The 17781-nt window shown below is 34.7% G+C and carries 14 protein-coding genes; 11 read left to right on the forward strand and 3 right to left on the reverse strand.

Translation table 11 applies throughout. The features are described from left to right. Positions 1-3: 3 nt before the first annotated feature. The 3 genes from ACIQ0M_RS02130 to ACIQ0M_RS02140 form a co-directional block, all read right to left on the reverse strand. On the reverse strand, positions 4-834 hold the full coding sequence (locus tag ACIQ0M_RS02130; RefSeq protein ID WP_396149236.1) for a KilA-N domain-containing protein: 831 nt from the start codon (positions 832-834) through the stop codon (positions 4-6). Positions 835-878: 44 nt separating this feature from the next. After that, positions 879-3182 carry an FAD-dependent monooxygenase gene (locus ACIQ0M_RS02135; RefSeq protein WP_396149238.1) on the reverse strand — a complete coding sequence of 768 codons (2304 nt, stop codon included), beginning with the start codon at positions 3180-3182 and terminating at the stop codon, positions 879-881. 167 nt (positions 3183-3349) lie between these two features. Next, on the reverse strand, positions 3350-3955 hold the full coding sequence (locus tag ACIQ0M_RS02140) for a flavin reductase family protein (protein WP_396149240.1): 606 nt from the start codon (positions 3953-3955) through the stop codon (positions 3350-3352). A gap of 257 nt (positions 3956-4212) precedes the next feature. On the opposite strand from ACIQ0M_RS02140, the gene ACIQ0M_RS02145 reads away from it, so the two are divergent. The 11 genes from ACIQ0M_RS02145 (at position 4213) to ACIQ0M_RS02195 (ending at position 17780) form a co-directional block, all read left to right on the forward strand. Continuing rightward, positions 4213-4632, forward strand: a complete 420-nt coding sequence (locus ACIQ0M_RS02145) for a helix-turn-helix domain-containing protein (protein ID WP_396149242.1) — start codon at positions 4213-4215, stop codon at positions 4630-4632. Between the two features lie 110 nt (positions 4633-4742). Continuing rightward, the gene (locus tag ACIQ0M_RS02150; RefSeq protein ID WP_396149244.1) at positions 4743-6122 is read left to right on the forward strand and encodes a porin; all 1380 of its coding nucleotides are present in this window, start codon (positions 4743-4745) and stop codon (positions 6120-6122) included. 18 nt (positions 6123-6140) lie between these two features. Then, entirely contained in the window at positions 6141-6401 is a 261-nt protein-coding gene (locus ACIQ0M_RS02155) for a DUF4212 domain-containing protein (RefSeq protein WP_396149246.1), read from the forward strand. A 144-nt stretch (positions 6402-6545) separates the two neighbouring features. Beyond that, positions 6546-8258 (forward strand): sodium:solute symporter family protein, encoded by a 1713-nt coding sequence (locus ACIQ0M_RS02160; RefSeq protein WP_396149248.1) that lies wholly within the window; start codon positions 6546-6548, stop codon positions 8256-8258. Positions 8259-8529: 271 nt separating this feature from the next. Further along, positions 8530-11223 carry an ATP-binding protein gene (locus ACIQ0M_RS02165; RefSeq protein WP_396149250.1) on the forward strand — a complete coding sequence of 898 codons (2694 nt, stop codon included), beginning with the start codon at positions 8530-8532 and terminating at the stop codon, positions 11221-11223. A gap of 2 nt (positions 11224-11225) precedes the next feature. After that, positions 11226-11597, forward strand: a complete 372-nt coding sequence (locus ACIQ0M_RS02170) for a response regulator transcription factor (protein ID WP_396149252.1) — start codon at positions 11226-11228, stop codon at positions 11595-11597. A 60-nt stretch (positions 11598-11657) separates the two neighbouring features. Beyond that, positions 11658-13553: an acetate--CoA ligase gene (locus ACIQ0M_RS02175; protein ID WP_396149254.1), complete on the forward strand. Its 1896-nt coding sequence runs from the start codon at positions 11658-11660 to the stop codon at positions 13551-13553. 106 nt (positions 13554-13659) lie between these two features. After that, positions 13660-15567 carry an acetate--CoA ligase gene (gene acs, locus ACIQ0M_RS02180; protein ID WP_396149256.1) on the forward strand — a complete coding sequence of 636 codons (1908 nt, stop codon included), beginning with the start codon at positions 13660-13662 and terminating at the stop codon, positions 15565-15567. 71 nt (positions 15568-15638) lie between these two features. After that, on the forward strand, positions 15639-15896 hold the full coding sequence (locus tag ACIQ0M_RS02185; RefSeq protein WP_396149258.1) for a hypothetical protein: 258 nt from the start codon (positions 15639-15641) through the stop codon (positions 15894-15896). 52 nt (positions 15897-15948) lie between these two features. Next, a complete protein-coding gene (locus tag ACIQ0M_RS02190; protein ID WP_396149261.1) occupies positions 15949-17070 on the forward strand; it encodes an NAD(P)/FAD-dependent oxidoreductase in 1122 nt (373 codons plus the stop codon). Further along, a complete protein-coding gene (locus ACIQ0M_RS02195) occupies positions 17070-17780 on the forward strand; it encodes a methyltransferase domain-containing protein (protein WP_396149262.1) in 711 nt (236 codons plus the stop codon). The genes ACIQ0M_RS02190 and ACIQ0M_RS02195 overlap by 1 nt, the downstream gene beginning before the upstream one ends. Position 17781 lies beyond the last annotated feature (1 nt).

Genomic DNA, 17781 nt, shown 5'->3' on the forward strand with positions numbered 1-17781 from the left:
GAGCTAGGCTTTTAATTTTTTTACTTCTTTGGAATGAACTAGCGATTTCATTTGAGTAATGGCAACTTTATTGAGTTGAGTTAGTCGTTCGCTTTGTGACAAACTTTGTTGAATTAACAAAGCATTAATGCTTTCTAAATTACTCAATACTACTAATTGCTCTAAAGTAGCAAAATCTCGTATATTTCCTTTTAGATTCTTATTATTATCTCTCCACTCTTTGGCTGTAATTCCAAATAAAGCTACATTTACTAAATCTGCTTCATTAGCATAAACAAAACTCGCTTGTTGTTTTGTAATTTCAAGTGGAATTAAATTTTCCTTAATCGCATCCGTATGAATGTGATAATTAATTTTTGAAATCGTACGTTGTAAATTCCATTCTAAATTTAAACGATCGTTTTCACTTTCTTTTAATCGTTGGAATTCTTTGATAATATAAAGTTTGAATTCGATTGAAATCCATGATGCGAACTCCAAAGCGATGTCTTTATGGGCAAATGTTCCTCCATATCTTCCTGATTTTGATACGATGCCAATTGCATTAGTACTTTCAATCCAACGCTTTGGAGTTAAAACAAAACTATTTAAGCCAGCTTGTTTTCTAAACCCGTCGAATTCGACGGGTTTAAAATTTGGATTATAAATCATTTCCCAAAAACCCAAAAGTTCGATAGTATTTCTGTTTCTTAACCAATTTTTTATAATATCATCTGTTTGAGCAGTGTCTTTATGTTTAGCAATATCTGTCAAAGAAATATAATCGCTATTACTTTGATTCACAACGGCAATTTCAAAACCTTGAACATCTATTTTAGATTTTTTTTCTTTCATTTTTTTATGGCTTAGATATTTTATGAGTAATCAAATTTTTAAAATTAATTCTTTTTGTTGCTTTTTGGTTTTAAAGCTTTTTTCATTCCTTCAACTTGTTTCCTTTCTGATGCTTTTAATGGATATAAATGTGAACTTCCCATTTTGTATTGCAGTGGAATATCATCGGTTTGCACATTTTCATATGCTTGAGCATTTCTAACAAAGTTAGCATCGGCTAATAAAGGTCGGCCTAATGCTACTAAATCAGCTCTTCCGTTCAAAATGATAGTGTTAATTTGATCAATATCTTGAATAAATCCGGCGGTTATGGTGGGAATATGAACCGTATTTCGAACTAAATCCGAAAAAGGTGTTTGCCACATTCTGCCCATTTGCGGTTTTTGATAAGCCACCGTATTTCCAGTGGAAACGTTAATGATGTCTGCTCCGGCTGATTTGAAAGCATTCGAAATGTAGATTACTTCTTCTTCTGAAATTCCGTTTTCAGCCCAATCAGAGGCTGAAATGCGAACGGACATGGGTTTTTGTTGTGGAAAAACATTTCGCATTTCAATAAAAACACGTAAAGGGAATTTGATTCGGTTTTCAATACTTCCGCCAAATTCATCTTTCCGACTATTGGTCAACGGTGATAAAAAAGAAGCCAATAAAAATCCGTGATGGGCTTGTAATTCAATCATATCAAATCCGGCTTGTTCAGCATTTTTGGTGGCTTGGACAAATTCAGCAGTAATTTGATTCATATGTTCCAACGTCATTTCCTTCGGAGTTGCTATGTTGGAATGTAATGGAATAGGAGAAGCGGAAAGCAATTCCCAAACCTTATCAATCGGTTCATTTTGACCTTCCCATGGTTTTTTAATTGCTCCTTTTCTACCGGAATGTCCGAGTTGGATTCCGATTTTAGTTTGCGTATGTTGATGAATAAAATCAGTAATTTTTTTCCATTCAACCACTTGATTTTCATTATAAATACCGGCACAACCTAAAGTAATACGACCCGTTGCAGAAACCGCTGTCATTTCGGTTAAAATCAATCCAACTCCGCCGGTTGCTCGACTTCCGTAATGTACCAGATGCCAATTATTCACCAAACCGTTTTCGGCAGAATATTGTCCCATCGGAGCCATTACAATTCGGTTGGAAAGTTCTAAATCTCTTAATTTAAAAGTAGAAAATGCCGCTGATTGATTTTTGTCATTGACATTGCAATTGTCATTGAATTCTTTTAAAACCTTATCCGTAAATGACTTGTCTCTAATTTGTAGATTTTCAAACGTCACTTTTTTGGAACGCGTCATGCAACCAAAGGCAAATTGATAGAATGGATGTTGCATATGACGATCCATATTTTCAAACCAATCCAACGAAACGAGTGCGGCATATTGAATCATTTCTACCGTATTTCTTCGAGATTTGTCGTATTGTTCAAAAGTGGCTTGCACATTATTGGGATTGGCAATCACGGCATCTGATAATCCGATTGCTGAATCCATGGCTAATTTTGTTCCGGAGCCGATGGAGTAGTGGGCGGTGGCTTTAGCATCGCCTAATAAAACAATGTTATTATGCGACCATTTTTCATTGGTTACGTGCGGAAATTGTCGCCAATGCGATTTATTAGAAATCAGCGGATGACCCTCTAATTCTTCGGAAAATAGTTCACTTATTTTGTCTATTGTATCTTTTTCGTTGGTCACTTCAAAACCAAATTTTTGCCAAGTTTCATCGCTACATTCAAAAATCCACGTACTCATGCCTTCTTCGTATTGATAGGTGTGAGCCACGATGGTTCCGAAAGGTGTTGTTCTGAAAAAATAGGTAAACGCATCCAAGGGTTTGGTGGAGCCTAGCCAAACAAAACGGTTCTTTTTGAGTTCAATTTTGGTGCCGAATTCAGAAGCAAATTGCGTTCGAATGGCACTTCCAATTCCGTCACAAGCCACAATAATATCTGAATCAGCAAACTGACTCAAATCATCTACATTTTGTTCGAAATGCAGATTGACGCCTTCTTCACGGCAACGTTGGTGTAATAATTTTAGTAATGTTTTTCGGGAACAACCGCAAAATCCGTTTCCGGAAATGTTAACAGTTTGTCCGTCACGAGCGATAATGATATCATCCCAATAGGCAAATTCACTTCGAATGAGTTCATACGATTGTACATCACGCATCAAGAACTCGCCTAAAGTTTCATCGGAAAATACGACGCCGAATCCGAAACTGTCTTCGGGTTTGTTGCGTTCGTACACGTCAATTTGGCAATTTGGCATTGCTTTTTTGGTTAATATGGAAAAGTAGAGTCCGCCTGGGCCACCACCGATTACGGTTATTTTTTTCATTTTTTACAAAGTCTCATTTGACGACATTATTTTATTATTTCAATCTTTCTAATTTTTAAAATCATTTTTTTGAACACAGATTAAAGAAATTTAGAAAATTTTTAAAATCTATTTTGTTTTTAATTTTTCAGATTTCTCGAATTTTTAAAATCTGTGTTCTTAAGATTTTACGCTCTTTTAATCGAAAAAAGTTCACCCAATGTACTATAATTCGAACCTGCCAAACGAGCTACGGGTTTATATACATCCAAATTAATGCGGTTCTTTTCCATTAAAATGGAATCGTCAATATGTATCATTTTTATTTTACCAATCACGATACAGGCACCACCTCCTTCATTATTATCTATAAAATAATGGTGAATCATTTCACACTCCAGATGAATCGGACTTTCTTTGATGCGTTTGGGTTTGATGAAAACAGAGTCGATAGGCGTGAGGTTGGTCAATTCAAATTCATCTACATCGGATGGAACCGATGCTGAAGTGGCATTCATTTGTTCTACAACATCCATGGTTACCAAATTCACAACAAATTCACCATTGTGCAACACATTATTCAGTGTGTCTTTGTATTGATTATTATCTCTTCGGGTGGAAAACATCACACAAGGCGGATCGCTCGAAACCATGTTAAAATAGGAGAAAGGTGCGAGATTATTGACTCCGTCTTTGTCAATGGTAGATATCCAACCAATTGGTCTTGGAATGATTGTTCCGGTTAATAGTTTATATAAAACAGAAGGATCTGTTTCATCCGTTTTGAATTGCATACGTTTAGTGTTGTTTCTACAAATTAAAGAAAATTGACTGAATATCTTTCCATTTCAAAAGCTAAAAATGTATAGTAAGTTATTAACGAAGCTATAATCATCATAAAATCAAACTATTTTAAAAATAGAGTAATTTTATTCAGAATGTAATTTTTTCCTAATAAATTTAAGCACTTTGTAAAATTTCACTAAAAAAATTATAAAATATGTTTTTTATATTATTGCTAATTTAATATATTTATGCAAAATTTTTATATATGGAGATTTTAGCGTGTCCGAAATGCCATAATAATCAAATTGTTAAAAGTGGCATCATCAAAGACAGACAAAGGTATTTATGCAAAAAATGCAATTATTATTTCACCGTAAATAAGTTAGGCAAAAAGATAGATGATTACTATGTAACCAAAGCACTTCAGTTGTATTTAGAAGGGTTGAGTTACCGTGAAATTGAACGCATTATCGGGGTTTCACACGTGACAGTTAGCAATTGGGTAAAAGAGTTTAAAATCAAAAAACCGGCACATACCGACTATCATCCTACCTATAAGATTTATAATCATTTAGAATTGGTTGAATTCTTAAAAAACAAAGAGCATTTGAAGGGTGCCGGAATGATTATAACCGAATTAGGGGATAAGTTTATGCTTATAAAATGGGAGCGTTTCAAAGATTAACTATACTAATTTACAAAAATATATAACAGAATTTTTTTATGGAATTAATAAATAGAATTTAGTGGAGTCAAAAAAGACAAACTGACCCTTATTTAACCAAAATTCTATTTATGAAAAAAACTATTTTAATCCTTAGTCTTTTGATGTTATCCGGACTTGCTTTTTCGCAAGGTTCACCGGATTACGGAGGCGGACTAAAATTTAATTTAAATCCGGAAGGAACCAAATACTTGCGATTTATTGCATGGAATCAGATTTGGTTACGTTCCTCTGAGATGAATCCCGGAACCATGATTGGCGATGAAGCAATATCGAAGCAAGAAGACATTGGACTCAGACGTTTGCGTTTATTGGCCTATGCACAAATTTCACCTCGTTATATGATTGTAACACATATTGGTATTAACAATCAAACCTTTATTAATGGCGGTGCATCAGGTTCAGGTGGAACCGGTGGATATGGAAACGGTAAAAAACCGGGGCTGTTTTTTCATGATGCGTGGAATGAATATGCTGTTGTGTTGCCAAAAGAAGAAAAACCGTTTAGTTTGAGTATGGGAGCCGGTTTACATTATTATATGGGTTTATCGCGTTTGACAATGTCGTCAACATTAAATTATATGACCATTGATGCACCTATATTTAATTGGCCATTGATTGAAAATTCCGATCAATTTGCCCGTCAAATCGGAATTTTTGCCAAAGGAAAATACAATCGGTTTGAGTACCGTTTGAGTTTAAATAAACCTTTTGCTACCAACAATGTTCCGGTTGATGTAACAAATGCAGATTTGGCAAGAGCTGTAGATAATAATCACAATGCGAAATGGTCAAAAGCGGGTTATTTTGAGTACCAATTTTTTGACAAAGAATCTAATTTTCTACCTTTCAAAGTTGGAAGCTATTTGGGAACTAAAAAAATGTTCAATTTAGGAGCCGGTTTTTACACAGCACCCAGTTCAACTAAAACTTCAGTAAATGGGATTGAAGAAAGGCATGCTACCAATTTATTTGCCGGTGATGTATTTGTGGATTTACCCATTGGAAATAAAGAGAAAAAAATGGCAGTAACAGGTTACAGTGTTTTCTATTCCTATGATTTTGGTCCTAACTATTTAAGAAATATAGGAATTATGAACGAAGGAGTTGTAAATCCTGCATTTACCGGAGGTCAAGCATTAGCAGGACCCGGAAACCTTCAACCAATGATTGGAACCGGTTCTATTTGGTACACCCAAGCCGGAGTATTGTTACCTAATAAAAATGAAAAACCAAAGGTAAGAATTCAACCTTTTGCGGCATACACGTATAAAAATTTTGATGCTTTAGAAAAAGCCAGTAATCAATTTGATTTTGGTACAAATTTTTTCCTGGATGGACACCATGCAAAAATTACAGCACAATATTCTAATCGTCCGATTTATACAGCGGTTGACAAAATAGATTCCTATAAAGGTGAGATCTTATTACAATTACAAATATATTTATAACCAATAAAAACAATAATTATGAGTAACCAAGCTAACGCTACGGCCTATTGGAAAGAGAATTTAAAATACCTTCTTATCCTGTTAACAATTTGGTTTTTGGTATCATATGGTGCCGGAATCTTATTTAAAGATGCACTAGATGCTATAAAAATCGGTGGATTCCCACTCGGATTTTGGTTTGCACAACAAGGGTCAATTTACGCATTTGTGATTTTGATTTTTGTGTATGTACGACTAATGAACAAATTAGATAAAAAATACGGATACGACGAGGAATAGGAATCAGTTTGCAGTGTTCAGTGCTCAGTTTAAAGTGCTCAGAATACAGTAATCAGTTAACTATTCATAAGAAAATATTAAAAATAAATAAAAACTCAGCTGCTCAGTACCTCAGCTACTCAGCAACTCAAAAAAATAAACAAAATGGATGTACAAATTTGGACATATATTATAGTAGGAGCCACCTTTGCTCTTTATATCGGAATTGCAATCTGGTCTCGTGCCGGATCAACAAAAGAATTTTATGTTGCCGGTGGAGGTGTTTCACCGTTGGCTAACGGAATGGCTACTGCTGCAGACTGGATGTCGGCTGCTTCCTTTATTTCAATGGCTGGTATTATTTCCTTTGCAGGGTATGATGGTGCTGTTTACCTGATGGGATGGACCGGCGGTTATGTTTTATTAGCGTTATTACTAGCTCCTTATCTCAGAAAATTTGGAAAATTTACGGTGCCGGATTTTATTGGTGATCGTTATTATTCTAAAACAGCTCGTTCAGTTGCGGTTTTTTGTGCCCTAATCGTTTCGTTTACGTATGTGGCTGGACAAATGAGAGGGGTAGGAGTTGTCTTCTCTAGATTTTTGGAAGTTGATATTAATACTGGTGTTATTATTGGAATGGTAATCGTTTTGTTTTATGCTGTTTTGGGTGGAATGAAAGGAATTACCTATACACAAGTGGCTCAATATTGTGTGTTGATTTTTGCCTTTATGGTACCAGCCATTTTTATTTCCATTCAAATGACAGGAAATCCAATTCCGCAATTAGGAATGGGTGGAACGGTGGCTGATGGTTCAGGAGCGTATTTATTAGATAAATTAAACGGATTGCAAACGGAATTAGGTTTTGATGAATATACAAGTGGTTCTAAATCCATGATTGATGTATTTGCCATCACGTTAGCTTTAATGGTGGGAACCGCAGGATTACCACACGTAATCGTTCGTTTTTTTACTGTTAAAAAAGTGAAAGATGCTCGTAAATCTGCCGGTTGGGCTTTGTTACTAATTGCTATTCTTTATACTACAGCTCCTGCAGTTGCGGTTTTTGCAAAAGCAAATTTAATCGAAACTGTTAGTAACAAAGAATACAGCTCTATGCCTCAGTGGTTTGTGAATTGGGAAAAAACTGGTTTGCTAACTTTTGATGATAAAAATGCAGACGGAAAAATTCAATATGTGGCTGATAAAGAAGCAAACGAATTAAAAATTGATAATGATATCATGGTGTTAGCCAATCCTGAGATTGCTAATTTACCCAATTGGGTGATTGCTTTAGTAGCGGCTGGAGCTTTAGCTGCGGCATTATCTACAGCCGCAGGATTGTTATTGGTTATTTCTTCATCTGTATCACACGATTTAATTAAGAAAATGATTAACCCTAACATTTCTGAAAAAAATGAACTTTGGGCAGCTCGTGGTTCTGCGGCAGTGGCTGTAATTATTGCCGGTTATTTTGGTATTAATCCTCCAGGATTTGTAGCTGCAGTTGTGGCATTAGCCTTTGGTTTAGCTGCTGCGTCTTTCTTCCCGGCAATCATTTTAGGTATTTTTTATAAGAAAATGAATAAAGAAGGTGCTATCAGCGGAATGGTTGTAGGTATGGTTTTGATGATTTATTATATGTTGAAATTCAAATTTGGTATCTTTGATGGAGGTAAAGAAATAGTTGATTCCTTAAAGCCCGATTGGTGGTTTGGTATTTCACCGGAAGGTTTTGGAACAGTAGCCATGATAGCCAATTTTGTTGTTGCTTTAATTGTAAATCGTTTTACACCGGAACCACCACAAGATGTTCAGGAAATTGTAGAAAACATTCGAATTCCATCTGGAGCTGGTGAAGCAACCGGGCATTAATAAAAGAATTATCTCTATATAATTTTATATGCTCTGCTTTTGAATTTCAAGAGCAGAGTTTGTGATTCAATTGAAATACTAAAAATGAAAAAAAGGCATCTTCAAAAATTTGTACTGATTAGCTTGTTGTTATGGATGGCATTCAACTTTCCTATACTATTACTTTTCAACAAATCTGAAGCTCTACTGGGCATACCAATTATCTATTTTTACATTTTTTCAGTTTGGACATTGTCCATTATTATTTCATTTTACTTTTTAAAAAAATACAATGAATAGCGGATTATTATTAGTCATATTATTGCTTTATCTCGGATTACTTTTCTTCATTGCTCAATGGGCAGAACGAAAAGGAAACTCGAAATGGACTAATAATCCTTATGTTTATTCACTTTCACTGGCTGTTTATTGCACCACTTGGACGTATTACGGAAGTATTGGTGTGGCCGCCAATTCAGGCCTAAATTTCATTCCTATTTATCTAGGACCTGTAGTTGCTTTTCCGGCTTGGATTCTGATTCTAAGAAAAATCATTCGCATTTCCAGAGTGAATAAAATTTCCAGTATTGCTGATTTTATATCCTTACGATATGGCAACAGTCGATTCATGGGTGCTTTGGTCACGATAATTGCATTAATCGCCATTTTACCTTATATCGGATTACAATTAAAAGCAATCTCTGAAACATTTCATATTGTTACTCAATCAGAAGAAACCAACAATGTTTTTTTAGACACTTCTACCTACGTAGCTATTGTTCTTGCAGTTTTTGCTTCATTTTACGGAACTCGTTATGTGGATGCTTCTGAAAAAAGAAAAGGAATTGTGACTGCAGTAGCAATGGAGTCTGTACTTAAATTATTTTTCTTCATTATTTTAGGATTGTATGTAACTTTTTATGTTTTTGATGGTTTTGATGCCATTTATGCTAAAGCGTCCTTATTGGAAAGTTTTGAAGAAAGAAATACCGTTCATGGTTTGGAAGGCGGCATGAATTGGATGATGCTCATTATATTGTCATTCTTTTCAATTTTCCTTTTACCTAGACAATTTCACATGTCAATTGTGGAAAACAATCGTGAAAAACATATTCAAACTGCCATTTGGTTATTTCCATTGTATCTTTTGTTATTCAATTTATTTGTTTACCCAATTGCATGGGGAGGAAATATTTTGTTTGAGGGAAAAGATGTCAATCCCGATATGTTTTCACTTTTAATTCCTCAACTATTTGATAATACTTTTATGACGGTTTTGGTCTTCTTAGGAGGATTTTCTGCAGCGATTTCAATGATTGTTGTTTCATCTATTACACTTTCTACTATGTTGAGTAACAATCTTTTAATTCCGTATGGTGTATTAGGTTCTCTACAAAAAGACAATCAGGAAAGTAATAGCGAACGAATTGTCAACATAAGAAGAATTGGTATATTTCTAATGATCATTTTAGCTTTTATTTATTACCGCTACTTTATCATGGATTTTTCGTTGGTATCCGTCGGAATGATTTCGTTTGTGATTGTTGCCCAACTCGGACCGGCTTTTTTCGGAGCTATTTTTTGGAAAAGAGGCTCGCTAAATGGTGCTGTTGCGGGAATAATTGTTGGAATGCTGATTTGTTTTTATACCATCATGCTACCTTTTTTATTAAGTTCCATCAATCCTGAAAGTAATTTTTTTAAAGAAGGTTTCTTTGGTTTTACTTTTTTACAACCATTTCAATTGTTTGGATTAGATTATCTGGAACCTATTCCACATGCACTTTTTTGGAGTTTACTGTTCAATAGTTTAGTTTATTTGTTTGTTTCAGTAAGTTTTAAAGGTGATTACCGCGAACGTAATTATGCGGAAATGTATGTTGATATCGATAAATACATCAACAATCATGAAAACGCTTTTGTATGGAAAGGAACCGCTTATGTATCTGATATTCAAAAAGTATTAAAGCGTTTTTTAGGTGAAGAACGAACCAATCGGGCACTTTCCATTTTTAAAATGAAATACAATATTGCTCCCGATAATTTGATGGCGGATGCTCGTTTAGTCAAATTTGCTGAAAACTTATTAACCGGTCACATTGGAACCGCATCAGCTAAAATCCTTATTGAAAGTGTTACCAAAGAAGACAAAATTAGTTTACCGGAAGTCTTGAAAATTTTAGAGGAATCGAAAGAAAATCTCATCATCAACAAAAAATTAACGGAAACCTCTAACGAATTAAAAGAGCTTTCTTCTCAATTGAAAAAAGCGAATGAAAACCTTGTGTTAAAAGACAAACAAAAAGATGAATTTTTGGATACTGTTACGCATGAACTACGAACGCCAATAACCGCCATTCGTGCCGCAAGTGAAATTTTGCATGACGATGATGAAATTCCGGAAGAATTGAAAAAGCAATTTCTTCAAAACATCATTACCGAATCGGATCGTTTGAATCGTTTGATTGATAAAATTTTGGATTTAGAAAAATTTGAAACCGGTAAGCAGAAAATTTTCCCAACCAATGGAAACATCATTCAAACCATTTCAAAATCGCTATCGCCTCTGCAACAATTGATTTCTAATAAAAAAATTCATCTAGAATTTGATGAAAATCAACATTCTATTCTTATCCATTATGATGAAGAACGAATCATTCAAGTGATTACCAATTTGGTTTCCAATGCAATTAAATTTGCCGATGAAAAAGCAGGAATTATTATCATCACCCTTTCAGAGAAAGAAGATGAATATTTAAAAGTGAATGTTTTTAACAACGGAAAAGGAGTCAATCCCGAGGATTTAGAGTCTATTTTCGACAAATTTTATCAATCCAGCAATCAAAATATTAAAAAACCAATCGGAAGCGGTTTAGGATTAGCCATTTGTAAACAAATCGTAGAAGCTCATAAAGGCAATATTTGGGCAGAAAACGTTCAAAATGGCGTAACCTTTTCATTTACGCTTCCCAAGAAAATACAATAAAGATGAAAAAGATTTTATTAGTAGATGACGAACCCAACATTATCATGTCGTTGGAATATACATTCAAAAAACAAAATTTTGAAGTATTTATAGCCCGTGATGGTCAAGAAGCATTGGATATTTTAAAAAATGAACAACCTGATTTAATCATTTTGGATATTATGATGCCGAATGTAGATGGTTATGCCACAATTGAATCGGTTAAAAAGAATGAAAAATTAGTCAACTGTAAAGTTATTTTTCTTTCTGCCAAAAACAAAGAAAGCGATATTGAAAAAGGAATGCAGTTGGGAGCAGATGCGTACATGACCAAACCATTTTCAATCAAAAAATTAGTGGATCAAGTGAATGAATTGCTTGCTACTAGTTCTTAGTTCACAGTCCATAGTCCTTAGGTGAAGAATGATTTGCAACAATAGTAACAACACACAAAAATGAATTATTTAGAATTTTATCAAAAAAGTCTTGACAATCCACAAGTATTTTGGAAAGAACAAGCCGAACATATCCAATGGTTTAAAAAACCCGAAGCCATTTTATCAAATGATAAAAATGACTATCCACTTTGGTATGCCGATGGCGAATTAAATGCTTGTTATTTGGCATTAGACAAACATATATTGGATGGTTATGGAGAACAAATAGCAATCATTTATGATTCTCCGGTTACGCAAACTTTAAAAAAATTTACCTATAACGAGGTAAAATCAGAAGTAGCCAAACTAGCGGGAGGTTTACTTTCATTAGGCATTAAAAAAGGGGAAACAGCTGTCATTTATATGCCTATGATTCCGCAAGCGGCTTTTGCGATGTTAGCTTGTGCAAGAATAGGAGTGACCCATTCCGTAGTTTTTGGCGGATTTGCTCCACATGAATTGGCAATCCGAATTGATGATTGCAAACCAAGAATCATTTTAACTGCTTCTTCAGGAATTGAAGTGGACAGATTAATTGCCTACAAACCTTTAGTTGATGAAGCGATTGAATTAGCCAATCACAAGCCCAAAAAAGTAGTAGTTTTTAATCGAAAATTAGGGGCTAGAGTTCCATTCAAAAAATACGATGTCGATTATGATGCATTAGTTTACGGTTCAGAAGAAGTTGATTGTGTTTCAGTGGAATCAACACATCCTTTATATGTTTTATATACATCAGGAACAACGGGAAAACCAAAAGGAATTGTAAGAGATACAGGCGGTTATGCAACTGCACTAAAATTTTCAATGCAATACATTTACGGTGCTCAGCCCGGTGAAGTTTTTTGGGCAGCTTCCGATGTAGGTTGGGTGGTTGGGCACAGTTATATTGTTTATGGTCCACTAATAAACAGAAACACAACCATCATTTTTGAAGGAAAACCTATCAAAACACCCGATGCGTCTACTTTCTGGCGTGTGATTTCAGAACATCAGGTAAAAGTGATGTTTACGGCACCTACCGCTATTCGAGCTATTAAGAAAGAAGACCCTAATGGGGAATTTATCAAACAATATGATTTATCATGTTTGCGAACGCAATTTTTAGCAGGAGAAAGATGTGATGTAGCCACTTTAGAATGGTATAATCAACACATTCCTGTTCCGGCTATTGACCATTGGTGGCAAACGGAATCCGGTTGGCCGATGATTGCTAATATGATGGGAGTGGAGTTTCTTCATATCAAACCCGGTTCTGCCGGCAAAGCCGTTTCAGGTTATGATATTCGAATTTTGAATGATAATGGGGAAGAAGTGGGTGACAACGAAGAAGGTTTTGTAGTGATTAAATTACCATTGCCACCCGGCACTATGCTTGATTTGTGGAAAGATAGCGAACGTTTTCATTCCGGTTATTTACAAAAATTTCCGGGTTATTATTTCTCAGGAGATGGCGGATTTAAAGATGAAGAAGATTATATTTTTATAACCGGTAGAGTAGATGATGTAATCAATGTGGCAGGACATCGATTGTCAACTGCCGAAATGGAAGAAATTGTGGCTTCGCATCCTGCTGTGGCTGAATGTGCTGTGATTGGTGTGAATGATGAACTTCGTGGACAAATACCTTTAGCTATGGTAGTAATGAAAACCGGAAATGATACAGAACATTTTCAATTGGAATATGAAATTGTTCATTTAATACGTAACCAAATTGGTGCTGTGGCTTTTTTGCGAAATGTACTGATTGTGCAACGATTACCGAAAACACGTTCTGGAAAAATTCTTAGGAAATTATTGCGAAATATCGTTGACAAAATTGAATTTCAAATTCCATCAACCATTGACGACGAATTGATTATTGATGAAATAATGGAAGTTGTTGAAAAATATGCAGTAACCACACAAAAATAAAATCATAAACACAATTTTACCTATATCTTTTTAGCAAAGATACATTGCAATGAACGATTAGATTCGTTATTTTTACATAAAAATTAGACCAAAAAACTGAAAAATTATGAGTTATTATAAAATACATGACCTCGAAAATTATTTCAAAATGTATAAAAAATCGGTTCGAGAGCCCAGAAAATTTTGGGATAGAATTGCCGATGAAAATTTTACGTGGTATCAAAAATGGGACAAAGTATTTGAATTTGATATGCAAGAAGCAAAATTCAAATGGTTTTTGGATGCCAAAGTAAATATTACCAAAAACTGTATTGACCGCCATTTAGCTCGAAGAGGAGATAAAACGGCGATAATATTTGAGCCCAATAATCCTGACGAAGAAGCTCAACATATTACATATAATGATTTGTATGCACGAGTTGCCAAAATGGCCAATGTGCTGAGAGATCAAGGAATTAAAAAAGGAGATAGAGTTTGTATTTATTTACCAATGATTCCTGAATTAGCGGTATCGGTTTTAGCTTGTGCTCGAATTGGAGCGATACATTCAGTGGTTTTTGCAGGGTTTTCTGCGTCGGCAGTTTCAACTCGAATTAACGATAGCGAATGTAAAATGGTTATCACTTCTGATGGTGGTTATCGTGGTAACAAAACAATCGATTTAAAAGGGATTATTGACGAAGCATTAGAAAAATCACCCTGTGTAGAAAAAGTGTTGGTTGCCAAAAGAACGCACACAACTGTGAACATGAAAGAGGGGCGTGACCTTTGGTTACAACCGCTTTTAGACGAGGCCATTCCTAACAATGTAGCAGAGATTATGGATGCAGAAGATTCATTGTTCATTCTTTATACTTCCGGTTCAACCGGAAAACCAAAAGGAATGTTGCATACTACTGCAGGTTATATGGTTTATACAGCCTATACGTTTAAAAATGTATTCAATTACGAAGAAAATGATATTTATTGGTGTACAGCTGACATCGGTTGGATTACTGGACATTCTTATATTTTGTACGGACCTTTATTAAACGGAGCTACAACAGTAATTTTTGAAGGCGTTCCTTCTTACCCTGATTTCAGTCGTTTTTGGGAAGTAATTGAAAAACATAAAATCACTCAATTTTATACGGCTCCAACAGCCATTCGTGCATTGGCCAAAGAAAGTATAGATTACGTTCAGTCGTATCCCTTAAAATCACTAAAAGTGATTGGTTCCGTAGGGGAACCAATTAACGAAGAAGCATGGCACTGGTATAACGACCACGTAGGAGGTAAGCGTTGCCCATTAGTCGACACTTGGTGGCAAACCGAGACAGGGGGAATCATGATTTCGCCCATTCCTTTTGTAACGCCAACAAAACCAACGTATGCATCCTTACCATTGCCGGGAATTCAACCCGTTTTGATGGATGAATTGCGAAACGAAATTGAAGGCAATCAAGTCACCGGAAGTTTGTGTATTAAATTCCCGTGGCCTTCAATGGCACGAACAATATGGGGTGATCATCAACGATATAAAGAAACCTATTTTTCTGCGTTCCCGGGGAAATATTTCACCGGAGATGGTGCTTTACGTGATGAAGTAGGATATTACCGAATCACTGGTAGAGTAGATGATGTGATTATTGTTTCCGGTCATAATTTAGGAACAGCTCCTATCGAAGATTCCATCAACGAACATCCGGCTGTGGCAGAAAGTGCCATTGTTGGTTTCCCACATGATGTGAAAGGAAATGCATTGTACGGCTTTGTTATATTAAAAGAAACCGGAGAAACCCGTGATAAAGAAAATCTCCGTAAAGAAATAAACCAACAAATTTCTGATCAAATCGGACCGATTGCTAAATTAGATAAAATTCAATTCGTATCCGGATTACCAAAAACCAGAAGTGGAAAAATCATGCGTCGTATTTTGAGAAAAATCGCGGAAGGAGATTATTCTAATTTTGGAGATATAACTACGTTATTGAATCCTGAAATTGTGGAGGAAATTAAGGAAGGAAAATTGTAAATTAATTATATTTGTTAAATTTTAAACCGCTAGACTTCAACGTTCAAGCGGTTTTTACTACTAACAAAGTTATGAAAGAACAAGATTTAACCAAACTCACTGTTGACGAACTCAAAGCAAAACAGAAAACGCTTAAAACATCGTCTATATTAATCTTAATAGCAATGTCCATTATGTTATTTAGCGGCATATTTTTTATGATAAAAATGAAAAGTGCGGTTTTTACAATTTTACCGGTGGCATTTTTGCCTTTGATTATTGTGTTCTCCAAACAAATAAAATCGATTAAAGAGGAATTGGAAAAAAGAGAAAAGATAAACAAATCTTAAATCATTTTAAAACAGTCTGTTTTTTTGAGTTATTTAGTATAACTTAGCTCAAATGAACCCAAATCCCCAAATAGCAATCATCGGTGGCGGTCTCGCCGGATTAACCGCAGCGATTCATTTGTGTAAAGCCGGAAAATCGGTTGTACTATTTGAAAAAAACACTTATCCGAAACACAAAGTATGTGGCGAATTCATATCGAATGAAGTTCTTCCTTATTTTGAAGAATTAGGTTTGAATATTGAATCATTACAACCAACTCACATCCATAAAACATTAATTTCAATCATTAGCGGAAAATCGATTTCTGCCAATCTTCCGTTAGGCGGATTCGGAATAAGTCGTTTTAAATTAGATAATTATCTTTACGAAAAAGCCATAGAATCCGGTTGTCAAATCATTAATCAACAAGTAAATGAAATTGATTTTTCAGATGATTTGTTTACCATTCAAACCGAAAACAACAAAACTTTCCAAGCCAAAGTAGTTTTAGGAGCTTTTGGTAAACGGTCAAATTTAGATATCAAACTTCTACGGAATTTTATTCAAAAAAAATCACCTTGGTTAGCTGTAAAAGCTCATTATAAAGGCGATTTTCCGAATGATTTAGTCGAATTACATAATTTTGATGGTGGTTATTGTGGTGTTTCAAAAGTAGAGGATGACATCATCAATATTTGTTATCTGACTAAATTTGAATCATTTAAAAAAGAAAAAGATATTTCAAATTTTCAAATAAATGTTTTAAATAAAAACCCAAAACTGAAAGCTATTTTTGACAATTCAGAACTGCTTTTTGAAAAACCATTAACCATAAGTCAAGTATCCTTTGAAAGCAAAAAGCAAGTTGAAAACCATATTTTAATGCTAGGCGACACCGCCGGATTAATCCATCCGCTATGTGGAAACGGAATGGCGATGGCCATTCACAGTGCCAAAATAGCCAGTGAATTCACGCTTGATTTTTTAAATGGGAAAATAAATCGCAGCGAATTGGAAATGAATTACGCCAAACAATGGAATTTCAATTTTAAATCACGCATTCAAATGGGTAAAATCCTCTCCAAATTACTACTCAATCCATTTCTCAGTAATATGATGATGAAATGGCTGATAATCTTCCCAAAATCACTACCTTTCCTAATTCAAAAAACGCACGGAAAGCCAATTCAATAATGTTTGTACACACCAAATTTCGCAACAGAGAAGAAGAATTAATGGATGATTTTTCTATGGAAGGAAGTGAATTATCCTCTGCTTTACAAACCATTGCCTCAATTAATCAGAAATTAGGCGGAAACAAGTTAACACTTAATGGTGTAAAAGAATTACTAAAATCAATCGATAAATCTCAACCAATTACCATTTGTGATGTCGGTTGCGGAAATGGCGATATGTTGCGTGAAATTGCAAAATTTGGACTTTCAAACGGATATCAATTTGATTTAATTGGGATAGATGCTAATGCTTACACAATCAGTGAAGCAAAACAATTATCTGAAAATTTCCCAAATATCAACTATATTCAGGAAAATATTTTACATAAACAAAAAAGTCAAGTAAGATTTGATATTACCTTGTTTACCTTAACATTACATCATTTTAGTGATGATGAAATTAATCTAATTTTACAAGATTATTTAGCAAAAAGTAAGCTAGGAATTGTTATAAATGATTTGCACCGAAGTTCCGTTGCTTATCACTTATTTCAATTGGTTTGTTTTATCTTTCAATTAAGAGAGATGCCTAAAAAAGACGGTTTGCTTTCTATTTTAAAAGGGTTCAAAAAAGAAGAATTGATTGGCTTTTCACGAAAAATTAACGCAACAGAACAAACGATTCAATGGAAATGGGCGTTTAGATACCAATGGATTATTCGGAAATAAA

It is taken from the genome of Flavobacterium sp. (genome assembly GCF_044339515.1).
GTDB lineage: Bacteria > Bacteroidota > Bacteroidia > Flavobacteriales > Flavobacteriaceae > Flavobacterium.